This window comes from Microcoleus sp. Pol12B4 (assembly GCF_036701385.1).
Taxonomy (GTDB): domain Bacteria; phylum Cyanobacteriota; class Cyanobacteriia; order Cyanobacteriales; family Microcoleaceae; genus Microcoleus.
Genome location: NZ_JAUBQR010000209.1, coordinates 1 through 11,812 on the forward strand (window position 1 = coordinate 1; position 11,812 = coordinate 11,812).

The 11,812-nt window shown below is 45.7% G+C and carries 12 protein-coding genes; 8 read left to right on the forward strand and 4 right to left on the reverse strand.

The features are described from left to right. Positions 1-219 precede the first annotated feature (219 nt). Positions 220-858 carry a restriction endonuclease subunit R gene (locus tag QUA38_RS23135; protein WP_333096054.1) on the forward strand — a complete coding sequence of 213 codons (639 nt, stop codon included), beginning with the start codon at positions 220-222 and terminating at the stop codon, positions 856-858. 80 nt (positions 859-938) lie between these two features. On the opposite strand, the gene QUA38_RS23140 is transcribed toward QUA38_RS23135, so the two are convergent. The 3 genes from QUA38_RS23140 to QUA38_RS23150 all read right to left on the reverse strand — a co-directional run bounded on the left by QUA38_RS23140 (position 939) and on the right by QUA38_RS23150 (position 3,297). Beyond that, positions 939-1,274: a ribulose bisphosphate carboxylase small subunit gene (locus QUA38_RS23140; RefSeq protein WP_332954823.1), complete on the reverse strand. Its 336-nt coding sequence runs from the start codon at positions 1,272-1,274 to the stop codon at positions 939-941. A gap of 45 nt (positions 1,275-1,319) precedes the next feature. Continuing rightward, positions 1,320-1,730: a RuBisCO chaperone RbcX gene (gene rcbX, locus QUA38_RS23145; RefSeq protein ID WP_333054738.1), complete on the reverse strand. Its 411-nt coding sequence runs from the start codon at positions 1,728-1,730 to the stop codon at positions 1,320-1,322. A gap of 136 nt (positions 1,731-1,866) precedes the next feature. Then, positions 1,867-3,297, reverse strand: a complete 1,431-nt coding sequence (locus tag QUA38_RS23150) for a form I ribulose bisphosphate carboxylase large subunit (RefSeq protein ID WP_333045238.1) — start codon at positions 3,295-3,297, stop codon at positions 1,867-1,869. 619 nt (positions 3,298-3,916) lie between these two features. Here QUA38_RS23150 and QUA38_RS23155 point away from each other — a divergent pair. The 5 genes from QUA38_RS23155 to panB all read left to right on the forward strand — a co-directional run bounded on the left by QUA38_RS23155 (position 3,917) and on the right by panB (position 8,901). Beyond that, a complete protein-coding gene (locus tag QUA38_RS23155) occupies positions 3,917-5,674 on the forward strand; it encodes a serine/threonine-protein kinase (RefSeq protein ID WP_333096055.1) in 1,758 nt (585 codons plus the stop codon). A gap of 64 nt (positions 5,675-5,738) precedes the next feature. Then, positions 5,739-6,173: a hypothetical protein gene (locus QUA38_RS23160; protein WP_333096056.1), complete on the forward strand. Its 435-nt coding sequence runs from the start codon at positions 5,739-5,741 to the stop codon at positions 6,171-6,173. 101 nt (positions 6,174-6,274) lie between these two features. After that, the gene (locus QUA38_RS23165) at positions 6,275-7,111 is read left to right on the forward strand and encodes a hypothetical protein (RefSeq protein WP_333165991.1); all 837 of its coding nucleotides are present in this window, start codon (positions 6,275-6,277) and stop codon (positions 7,109-7,111) included. Between the two features lie 66 nt (positions 7,112-7,177). Continuing rightward, the gene (locus QUA38_RS23170) at positions 7,178-7,594 is read left to right on the forward strand and encodes a hypothetical protein (protein WP_333165994.1); all 417 of its coding nucleotides are present in this window, start codon (positions 7,178-7,180) and stop codon (positions 7,592-7,594) included. A gap of 530 nt (positions 7,595-8,124) precedes the next feature. Continuing rightward, positions 8,125-8,901 carry a 3-methyl-2-oxobutanoate hydroxymethyltransferase gene (gene panB / locus QUA38_RS23175; protein ID WP_333165997.1) on the forward strand — a complete coding sequence of 259 codons (777 nt, stop codon included), beginning with the start codon at positions 8,125-8,127 and terminating at the stop codon, positions 8,899-8,901. Between the two features lie 61 nt (positions 8,902-8,962). Here panB and tatA read toward each other — a convergent pair whose 3' ends face one another. After that, positions 8,963-9,154 (reverse strand): twin-arginine translocase TatA/TatE family subunit, encoded by a 192-nt coding sequence (gene tatA, locus QUA38_RS23180; protein ID WP_333066776.1) that lies wholly within the window; start codon positions 9,152-9,154, stop codon positions 8,963-8,965. A 129-nt stretch (positions 9,155-9,283) separates the two neighbouring features. On the opposite strand from tatA, the gene QUA38_RS23185 reads away from it, so the two are divergent. Both QUA38_RS23185 and QUA38_RS23190 read left to right on the forward strand, forming a co-directional pair. Continuing rightward, entirely contained in the window at positions 9,284-10,021 is a 738-nt protein-coding gene (locus tag QUA38_RS23185) for a phycocyanobilin:ferredoxin oxidoreductase (RefSeq protein WP_333166000.1), read from the forward strand. 71 nt (positions 10,022-10,092) lie between these two features. Continuing rightward, positions 10,093-11,736 (forward strand): HlyD family efflux transporter periplasmic adaptor subunit, encoded by a 1,644-nt coding sequence (locus QUA38_RS23190; RefSeq protein ID WP_333166001.1) that lies wholly within the window; start codon positions 10,093-10,095, stop codon positions 11,734-11,736. Positions 11,737-11,812: the final 76 nt, after the last annotated feature.

The window sequence follows — 11,812 nt, forward strand, 5'->3', positions numbered from 1 at the left end:
CTACTGAGTATGCTTTCATTGGTATATTATTTTTAGTCGATTCTATTGTACCTCATAACATCCGGAAGTGCTGTAATATGGGCCTGCTCTCCGGCATACCCCACAAGAAACTTGATATGTTGTGGAACAGGCATCTTGCCTGTTCCTAAGAATGGTGCAAGTGGACTACCGCAATGTCTATGTTATAATTATAACTAAAAATTAAATAACTATTAAAATATGACGACAACTATTAATGCCAAAAACCTAACATTAGCAGAAGTACACCGTCTGTTCGGCTTTCAAAAGCAGTACACGAACTCATTTAGCTCTCTGTTATCCCTTGAAGATATCACAGAACACGAACAGCAGGAACTTATACAGATTAGGGATGATTTCGATGACTACATTTCAACTGATAGAGTTTCTGAAGGACTGGTAAAAGCTCTGACTACCTTTCCCTTAATGCGATTGGCTGGCTTCTACCGCCGCCAGATTAAAATTAGTTTAGAAGAAGACATCGCCGAAATTAGCATTGAAGATGAAGATACAATCATTAAAGGACGATTTGATATCTTAGCAGTCAACAGGATAAAACCCATCAGAAGCGATACATATTTTTGGGTTTTGGTGATTGAAAGTAAAAATTCTGGAATCAACGCATTGATGGGTTTATCCCAATTGCTAACCTATGCTTATCAAAGTTTAAAATATCAAGACACAATTTGGGGTTTGACAACAAACGGAATGCACTATCAGTTCGTCAATTTTCAGGGGGGCAATAACCCAACCTATCAGCTAATGCCTTTGCTAAACCTGATGGAGTCCGACTCTTCAATTTTGTTGCTGCAAGTGTTAAAAGCTATTTGCAAACTATAAAAAAAGAGGCAGAGAAAATTCCCCGCCTCCAATCTGCAATGACTGTTAACCTAAAAGTTAGATTAGCCAGCCAATACTTTTTAGTAGCCTCTGGTGTTCGGCTTGTGGACGATGAAGCTCAGCACTTGGCACTGCTTCACGTTGTCAAAACCCATGACGCGGATGTAGCAGCTAGGATTTTCTTGACGGCAACTTTGAACTTCAGCCATGATTTCTTGGACGCTGCGAGCACCAAACAAAGGCAACTTCCACAAAGTCCAGTAGCGCATTTCAGCGGCAGAGGTTTCGTTGAATTCTACGCCGGGAATGTAGCCTTGATCCAGGATGTACTGGAGTTGCTTGGCAATTTGCGCGTCTGTCAGCGGGGGCAAATAGGACAGAGTTTCGTAACGACGCTCTTTAGGTAAAGTCTTCATTTTTTGTATCTCTAAGGTGTGTGTTCGATCGCACTTGTCGATCGATTAACTCGACAAATTATCCAGATTCGGTTCAGAATCTATTGATGTTTCAGGATTACTGCTAGAAACAGACCAATTAAGTTGCGTAGTTCGCTCTAAATGCTGGCGCCTGTGTTCCATATTCGCCTGCTGAATGCCAGTACAAACCATTTCTGGCAAAAATTCCGTCACATCGTGAGCCAGATACTCTCGCACAGTCATGATCCGAAAGCCTAAATCTTGATTTTCCAAAAGCAACTCTTGAATATAAGCTTCTCCATCTTGGATCTTGCCCTTAGTGGAAAAGTCATTCAACCAGATTGCCAGAGGAGGATTGGTTTCGCTCAACTGAGCGACCACCATCCGCACGGATTGATAGGTTAGGTAACTTGCCAGCACCTTAGCGGTGTCTTTCGCAACTTGTTTGAGATCCATTTTGACCCCAGCCCCCTCAAATTTTAGATTTTGGATTTTAGATTTTGGATGCAAACTTACTTGTAAATCTTCTTCAAAGATAAAGACTCCACAGCAAGTTTGCTACCTAAAACCTAAAATCTCAAACCAAAAATTCTTAAAGGGTATCCATTGCCTCGAACTCAAACTTGATTTCTTTCCAGAGTTCGCAAGCAACAGCCAGTTCTGGAGACCATTTGCAAGCTTCGCGGATCACGTCGCCGCCTTCGCGCATCAAGTTGCGGCCTTCGTTACGAGCTTGGACGCAAGCTTCCAAAGCAACGCGGTTAGCAGTTGCACCAGGTGCGTTACCCCAAGGGTGGCCCAAGGTGCCGCCGCCGAACTGTAAGCAGGAGTCGTCGCCGAAGATTTCCACCAAAGCCGGCATGTGCCAGATGTGGATACCACCAGAAGCAACCGGCATAACACCGGGCATGGAGGCCCAATCTTGGGTGAAGTAAATACCGCGGCTGCGGTCTTCTTCGATGTGGTCTTCGCGCATCAAGTCTACGAAGCCCATCGTGATGCCTTTTTCGCCTTCGAGTTTGCCCACAACTGTACCGGAGTGCAGGTGGTCGCCCCCGGACATCCGCAAGCACTTGGCAAGCACGCGGAAGTGGATACCGTGGTTTTTCTGACGGTCGATAACTGCGTGCATGGCGCGGTGGATGTGCAGCAAAATACCATTGCGGCGACACCATTTAGCCAAGGTTGTGTTAGCAGTGAAACCACCTGTCAGGTAGTCGTGCATGATGATGGGGGTTTTGATTTCCTTAGCGAACTCAGCCCGCTCCATCATTTCTTCGCAGGTGGGGGCGGTTACGTTGAGGTAGTGACCCTTGACTTCGCCGGTTTCTGCTTGAGCTTTTTCAATAGCTTCTTGAACGAACAAGAAACGATCGCGCCAACGCATGAACGGTTGCGAGTTGATGTTTTCGTCGTCTTTGGTGAAGTCCAAACCGCCGCGCAGAACTTCGTAAACGGCACGGCCGTAGTTCTTAGCAGACAGACCCAATTTGGGCTTAATTGTACAACCCAGCAAAGGACGGCCGTACTTGTTCAATTTGTCCCGCTCAACGGTAATACCGTGAGGAGGGCCTTGGAAGGTTTTCAGGTAAGCAATGGGAATCCGCAAGTCTTCCAACCGCAGAGCGCGCAGAGCTTTGAAACCGAACACGTTACCGACCAAAGAGGTCAGCAAGTTGGTGACGGAACCTTCTTCAAACAAATCCAAAGGATAGGCAATGAAGCAGATGTATTGGTTGTCTTCACCGGGAACTGGTTCGATGTCGTAGCAGCGACCTTTGTAGCGGTCGAGGTCGGTCAGGAGGTCAGTCCAAACAGTCGTCCATGTACCTGTAGAAGATTCAGCAGCCACAGCAGCGCCTGCTTCTTCTGGGGGAACTCCCGGCTGCGGTGTGACGCGGAAAGCAGCCAAAATATCTGTATCTTTCGGCGTGTAGTCCGGCGTGTAATACGTTAGTTTATAGTCTTGAACTCCGGCTTTATACCCAGCCTTTGATTGAGTTTGGGTTTGCGCGTAAGCCATATCTCGCTTCCTAGTATTCGCTTAATTTTTTTGCCCGATCGCAGGCTGTTAAAAATATATCAACAAAGTGTCACTCTCAAATTTTAATATTCTTTTAATCATCATAAGTATTATTTATTTTGCTTTACATTAGGCAAATATTTGTAACATATCTTATGAAATCCCAGCGGCGAAGGATACAGGAGGAAAGGCTGGGGATCGCAGAGTGGGAAGGAATTTTGCTCAACAGAAAGATATGGTGCAGCAAGCGGAACAGCGGATTAATACGGTTTATGTAAAGAATTTAATACTTAAAAATCAGAATTTGTAATGGGTAATCGGCAAGGGGGAAGTAGTTAGAAATACCTAAAGTTATGGTTGGGAGTTAAGATCGATCGGGCGATCGATCTCAACTGTTATTCAGTATGTAGCAATCCCTAATCCAAAATCTAAAATCTAAAATCCCGTGAATCGGAGACCGCCAACTCAAAAATCGACAGCATAGCACATAATATGGACAGGACTTGTGCTCTCAAACCAAATCCGTCGTTACAGCCATTTAACCTCGCTCAAAACCGGGTTTCTGCGTTAGCAGCGCGTAAGTCTACTATGGATATTTAGCCCCATTTTTACTCTGGTTGTGCCTCACCCCCCTTCAAAAGCCGTCCACTGCATCAATCCAGATTGCCCAAGGCCCTACCCTCAGACTTGGGGCAACAATTTTTGTCATAGTTGCGGGGCTCCGCTGCGGCTAAAAAATCGCTATGTGCCTTTAGAAAGCCTCGGTTCCGGGGGTTTTGCAGCAATTTTCACAGTCTGGGACACAGAAACTCAAACCGAGCGCGTCCTGAAAGTGTTGCTCGAAACTGCCCCGAAAGCGCTGAAACTGTTCGAGCAAGAAGCTTGGGTTTTGGCACTTTTGCGGCACCCTGGCGTCCCTAGAGTCGAGCCTGACGGTTATTTTCACGTCCAAACACAAAATTTTGCAGGCGGCGAGGGAAATCCTGCGGCGAAGCGACTGCCTTGTTTGGTAATGGAAAAGATTCACGGCAAGACTTTAGAAGAGGTTCTCGACGAGCACCCTCAAGGATGTCCACAGGAATGGGTGTTTAGTTGGCTGAGTCAAGCTGTGGAAATTTTAGAGGAGTTGCACAGGTGTCAGATTATTCACCGCGACATTAAACCCTCCAATTTGATGCTGCGAGACCCGGAATCGCCCCAAGTATTGCTGAGCAAGGGTTTGGGCGGACTGCAATTGGTGACGATCGACTTTGGGGGAGTTAAACAGATGGGCGGTGTCGAATCCGGGGGGAAAGATTCTCGGAGTTCGACGCGGTTGATTTCGCCCGGGTACAGTCCGCCGGAACAAATTATGGGAGGCGGTGTGGTGCCGGCGACGGATTTTTATGCGCTGGGGCGGACTTGCATTCACTTGCTGACGGGGAAGTATCCGGCGGAAATTGAAGATCCGATGACGGGGGAGTTGCGATGGCGCCACATTGTAGCTGTGAGTCCGGCTTTGGCGAATTTGTTGGACGATATGGTGCGATCGAATGTGCAGCAGCGTCCGGCGACGGCTGGCGATGTTCGGGCGCGTTTGCAGGAGATTTATGCTAGGAGTAAGGGCAAAATCGCGCTCGCCCCAATAGGTCAAGCTATTTTAGAATTCTGCCGGCAAGTAGTGGTGGCAGGGGCGCAAAAAACGGCAAATTTGACGGTTTTGCTGTTCGGCGCGATCGCCCAAATCGTGGTAGCTTCTCTGGATACGGGCTGGGAAATGGTGCTGGGTGCCGTTGGTGGAAGTGCGGGGGCGATCGGCGGTTTGGTTTTGGGTTATGCTTCGCCTATTGGCCCGGAAATTGCCAGTTTTCTGAATGAAGGTTTGCAGCAATTAATTCCTAACATGACTTTCGCTGTCGGGCCGGAAGTGCTGCTGTTTGGATTTGCGGGGTTGGGAACTGCGATCGGTTTGACGGATGCGGGGAGTTTTCGCCAGCAAAAACAGTATTGGCTGTCTGGATTGATGGGAGCTCAGGGTTATTTGTTGGCGGGTTTGTGCTGGATGGAAGCAACAGCTTCTAGTGGCGTGCAGGGGGTTATTTTGGGAGCTTTTGCGATCGCCTCTTTGACTGTGGGAATGGGTTTGCGGAGCCATCAATTAGTTCACGCTTTGGTAGTGGCTGTTTTCTCTACGGGAATGTTTCTGTTTCTGAATACTTGGAACATTTTTCCGGGGAGTTTCTTTGGGATTTTGTCACTGTCTAACGTTACCTTCGGCTGGCTGCAAGTTTGGGGTTCAATTGTGTTCTTTGGTTTGTTGGGAAGTGCGATCGGGCTTTGTTTGGGAGTCAGCCATTATTTGGTTGTGCCTTTGTTGCGGTGGTTGGGCTGGAAGTAGGAATTAACACCAAATCACTATGATAATCAAGTTGTTATCAATTAAGTCTCTCTCAAGATTTTCAATGGTTTGTTCTCTGGCGATCGCCCTTGTCCTCAGCAGCCCCAATCTAGCCAAAGCCGAATCGCGAGAACAAGCCGTCGATCGATTGACAGATTTCTTATTCTACAGGGTTAATCCTCAGTTAAACAATCGCAAACTCCAAGCGGGCGATCGCGAATATAGCAATCAATGGCGGAGATTGCGCGAAGCGATCGATCCGCGAGTCAAGTCGGTACAAGAAGTCTGCTTTAGGCCCGCCCCAGGAGATACAGGATGGGAATTCACGACAATTAACGGCGAAACCTACGAACAAACCTATGATCTACTTGCAGATACAATTTTTTACAGCCGCCATCCTCAACGAACCGGACAGCAAATTCCCAAAAGCGATCGGATCGGCATTAGTGAATGGTCAGCAATTCGACGCGAAATGTATATTTCCAATTGTGGACTGTGAGATTCGATCGCCTTACACCGCAGCATTTATCGAAGATAATTCCTAGAGTAGAGGTCATCTCTACACAACTCTGTAAAAAGAAAGGTTTTTAACCGATGAGTATGAAAAGTTGGATAGGCGATCGCACTCTTATTACAACCAGAATTATTGCACCATTCATGGGACTAATCGCCATTGGATCTACAAGTTTTGCCGATGCTGCCCCACAGCAACACATTTCCAGCATAAATAGTGGAAACCTCGATACAGGAAGTAAAAAAAAATCCCTCAATAATCCCGAAAAAACTTCAATAATCGTTGCTTTAAGTAAAAAAGTTCAAGTCAGCCTTGAAAATTCTGTAAATTCCCCTCAAAAAATACCTCTTCAACAAGGTATGCCATACAAAGAGGCGCGTCAAATCCTCATTCAACAAGGGTGGCAGCCCAGCTTACAAGGTCAACCTAACCTCAGAGATAGTTCTGTTAAAGAGCTATTTGATTTAGGATATAAAGAGATTAAGGATTGTTCTGGTACGGGAGAAGGGCCTTGTCGTTTTGAGTTTATCAATCCACAAGGAGAACTGCTAGTTATAGTCGCTACGACAAGAGGTTATGAAAATACAAAACGTTTTGTGAGGAATTGGTGGATTGAGAAAAAGACAGATAGTAATCAACAAAAATCTTCATCAAACATAATTCAAGAAGGTCGTTATTGGTTGGGAGGTACGGATCAGGGTTTAGAGGTCAAGGGAAAACAATATCGATATTATGACGAGTCTAATATTGATCGACCGTGGAAACCTATTTCTGAGTTACAATATATCAAAAAAGGCGTTGTCTTTGATGGTAAAAATTATTGGTGTTTATCTACTCTCGTACCTCAAGCAGGAGGAATTTATTGTTCTAGAGATGGATGGCAACGAAAGATTTATCATCAGCTATCTAGGGGAAGTTCATAATTTTTATTGGGTTGAATCGTGCTAATTAAATCACTTTCAATTAAGTCAAGATCGAAGTTTTTAGGGGTGTGTGCATTAGCTATATCCCTTGTAATCGGTGGTTCCAGTCTAGATAGTGCTACAGCGCGCGATTATGAATCACGCACTCAAGCTGTGGATAGGTTTACGGATTGGTTTTTTTATAGAGTGAATCCTCAATTAGGAGACCGTAAATTGCGATCTGACGATTCTTCTGCCTACATCCGCGAATGGAATGCTATTCGTAGTACAGTCGATCGAGAAATGATTACTACACAAGGAGATTGCGTCGGTGATGCTTTCTGGGACTTCGATTATCGTTCTCATGGCCGAGCGCTCGATCGGATTGCAGATACAATTTGGGATATCCGCGATCCATCGGGTGACAAAACTCGTGCAGATGTTTCTAAACAAGAATGGCAGAAGCTTCGTAATTCAATAATTAGAGAGCATTTTTGCTATTAATTTGCAACTTTTTTCACCCCAAATTAAATAATAAATAACCACCGCGATCTTAGTTACAAATATTATTAAATAATAGATATAATATGTACCCTTAATTGTACTATTATCGCTCAGTTAAGTTTAACATTAGTCAGTGAAATTCCAGGAAAGACACCAATGGGAACCAGAAAATTTATTCTCTTAAAAAATGTTAGTTTTGCCGTAGCTGGACGAGAAAACAGGTATGATTGTGTAGAACGTCCCGCAGAAGAAGAACCTTGAATCGGCTTAATTATCCAGGAAGATTTGGGTTGAGAAGGGGACTTGAAAAATCAGGGGTTGATTGTTTAGCCTGCTGAGGGAATGCAAAGTTATATTCGCGTATACAATTTATATAATTTTCTCATCTTACTATTAGTCCCCCTCTCCTGGAACTAAAGTTTGACTCTTAAGCGATTTCAATAGCAAAATGATAAATAATATAACCTGCGATCGCCCGGATTTGATATCATAACTAATAGCAGGAGATAATATTATATTTTTGCACTAAAATGTCAGTCACGACTCATCAATTAATTCAGTGGAAACAACAACGGCGACCAATTGTCGCGCTGACAGCTTATGATTATGCGATCGCCCAACTCATCGATCAAGCAGGCGTAGATATCATCCTAGTCGGCGATTCCCTGGCCATGACAGTCTTAGGCTACGACACAACCCTACCCATAACCCTCGATGAAATGCTGCACCACGCTAAAGCAGTGCGCCGCGGAGTTAAACAAGCATTAATTGTTGTCGATTTGCCGTTTTTGACTTACCAAGAAAGTCCCCAGCAAGCCATACACTCGGCGGGGAGAGTTTTGAAAGAAACAGGCGCTCAAGGTGTAAAATTAGAAGGTGGATATCCAGCAATGGCTGCCACAGTTTCGCAGCTAACATCCGCCGGAATTCCGGTGATGGGCCACGTTGGTTTAACTCCGCAGTCGGTACACCAACTCGGCTACAAAAAACAGGGAAAAACTGTTGAAGATGCCGATCGCATCATAGCAGAGTCGATCGCGCTTCAAGAAGCAGGTGCCTTTGCGATCGTCTTAGAACACATTCCCGCCGACTTAGCCGCTCAAATTACCCAAAAATTAACTATTCCCACCATTGGTATAGGCGCCGGGCCGCACTGCGACGGTCAAGTTTTAGTTACTTCCGATTTGTTGGGACTTTCCGAAAAACAACCACCTTTTGCGAAAGCTTATGCCAATTTGCGAGAAACAATTACCCAAGCTGTGAAAGATTATTCCCTTGAAGTTAGAGAAGGTAAATTTCCCGAATAGGTTGTTAGTGAGGGCTTTAATCCTTAAAAAGGAGGACTAAAATCCTCACTACAAACCTAATTTACACTTTCGGCTGGCCCTCTTCCTCTTTATCCTTCTCAACAGGTTCATCCTCAGATTGACCAACCCCTTCCTTAAAACTCCGCAGCGTTTTGCCCAAAGCATTTCCTAACTCAGGAATCTTCTTGGGCCCGAAAATTAGTATAGCCACCACCGCAATAATGCCCATTTCAGGCAATCCCAGACCAAACATACAAAATCTCCTGTAAAACTGGCTCGATCGTAAGTCAATCTACTGATATTGTTAAAGTATCTACCTTTTTTCCTGCATCTTGCAACAGTAGAATCAAGTTTTATTAAGCTATCCCCCGATAAATTAGGAATGTTAGAAATATCCCAGCCTTCCCTCCGCGAACAACAGCACTACCTCATCCGCCATTTAGCAGACCGGATGGAAGCAGTATGGCACCGCTATCTAGACCTCGAACCCTACCACCTGCCCGCTGAGTTGGGATACGTAGAAGGGCGCTTGGAAGGAGAAAAACTGATCATTGAAAACCGCTGCTATCAAACGCCTCAGTTCCGCAAAATACACCTCGAACTCGCTAAAGTCGGGCCGGTACTTGACATACTGCACTGCGTTATGTTTCCCAGACCGAATTATGCTTTGCCGATGTTCGGTACGGATATAGTAGCAGGCAAAGGCCAAGTTAGCGCCGCGATCGCAGATCTTTCTCCCCTCAATCGAGATCGAACTTTGTCGGAAACCTACCGAACCCAACTGGAAATTTTGCCGGTCAACCAATTTTCTTGTCCCCGCCAAATTCCCGAATGGGGGGATATTTTCTCAGAATTTTGTCTGTTTGTGCGGCCAGAGTCGATGGAAGAAGAAAACAGATTTCTGGACATAGTTGAATCCTACGTGGAAATTCACTGCAAACAGGCAGTCGCCTCCGAACCAGTCTCTGCCGCCGAAGAATCGAAAATTCTCGACGCTCATATTTACTACTGTAGCCAGCAGCAGCAAAACGACAAAACCCGCCGCGTACTCGAAAAAGCTTTCGGTCAAGATTGGGCCGAACATTACATGACCGAGGTGCTTTTTGATTTCCCTAAATAGCTGAAATTTGTTTACAATACTTAACAGTAGGTGGACAAAACTTAATTAGGCAATCACCTACTTTATAAGTAATGGTAAAGGAATCACGGTTCAAGGATAAATCATTTTTAAAACCCCCAGGACGAGGAGTCATCGGTTTAGCGATCGCCGCTACTGTAATTACCACAGGAGTCGGTTTTTGGCAAGTATCTCAAATTAGAAAAGCCGAAGAGTTAAAGGCGGTGGCTGCAACGGCTGCTGCAACTTCCGTGGCCACCCGCACCAGCGTCACCGCTTTGGGTAGGTTGACTCCCCAGGGGGAAGTTATCAAATTGTCGGCCCCTTCGGCGTCGGAGGGAGCAAGAATTGAACTGTTGCAGGTGGAAGAGGGCGATCGAGTCAGTCAAGGACAAATCATAGCAGTTCTCGATACGCGCGATCGACTCCAAGCAATCCTCCAACAAGCCGACAAAGAAGTCAAAGTCAAACAAGCAGAATTAGCGAAAATTCAAGCAGGCGCGAAAACCGGCGTTGTCGGCGCTCAAAAAGCAGAAGTTGCCAAGTTTGAAGCACAAGTGCAAAGAGAAACCGAAGGCGAAGCAGCCAATGTCGCCCGCTTAGAAGCTCAACTGCGAAGAGAAACCGAAGCCGAACAAGCTAACGTCGCCAAATTCGAGGCAGCGCTGCAAAGAGAAACCGAAGCCGAACAAGCTAATCTTGCCAAATTGGAGGCACAACTCCAAAGAGAAACAGAGGTGCAGCAATCCAAATTGGCTAGGTTAGAAGCTCAATTGCGCGGCGAAATTGCCTCTCAAAACGCTACAGTCGATCGGCTAAAAGCCGAATTAACCAACGCCGAAGCCGAGAAACAACGCAATAAAGAACTCTCAGAAACAGGCGCCATTTCTGCTTCCGCCTACGACACCAAACGCTTAGCAGCAGAGACGGCTCGCCAGAGAGTCAAAGAAGCGCAAGCTGTATTAGAAAAAACAGTGCAAACACTGCAAGAGCAAATAGTCGAAACTAAAGCCACAGTCAAACAAACAGTAGAAACAGGCAAGCAGGAAATCAATCAATCCCGAGCCAATCTCAGACGCAAGTTAGAAACAGGTAGGCAGGAAATTAACCAAGCCCGAGCCACCTTAAATCAAAAGATAGAAACCGGTAGAGAACAAATCAATCAAGCCGAAGCAATACTAAAACAAAAAGCAGAAACCGGCCAAGAACAAATCAATCAAGCCAAAGCAAATCTAGACCAAATTGCTGAAGTACGTCCCGAAGACGTGCAAGCCGCCCAAGCCGCCGTAGAAAGTGCGATCGCCAACAAACAAAAAGCTCAAGTAGACTTAAACTTAAGTTACGTCAAAGCACCAGTATCCGGCTACATCCTCAAAGTTCACAGCCGACAAGGAGAAGGTGTCAACACTCAAGACGGCATCGTAGAACTAGGCGGCACCGATCAAATGTACGCCGTAGCAGAAGTTTACGAAACCGACATCGCCAAAGTGCGAAACGGCCAGCGCGCTACCGTCAGCAGCCCGGTTTTTGCAGGTACTTTGGAAGGAAGAGTCGCTCGCATCGGCAAACAAATCAGCAAAAAAGATGTCCTTAATACAGACCCCGCCGCCGACACCGACGCGAGAGTTATCGAAGTAAGAATTCGCCTCGATCCGGAATCGAGCAAAAAAGTTGCAGCCCTAACAAACTTGCAGGTTGAAGTCAAAATAGATATCTAAATTTGTAATTGCTCAACTAGGGGAAAAAAGGGAGCCATCAGTAGAGAGAGCTTGTTGAATAGATTGATAAGCAGTT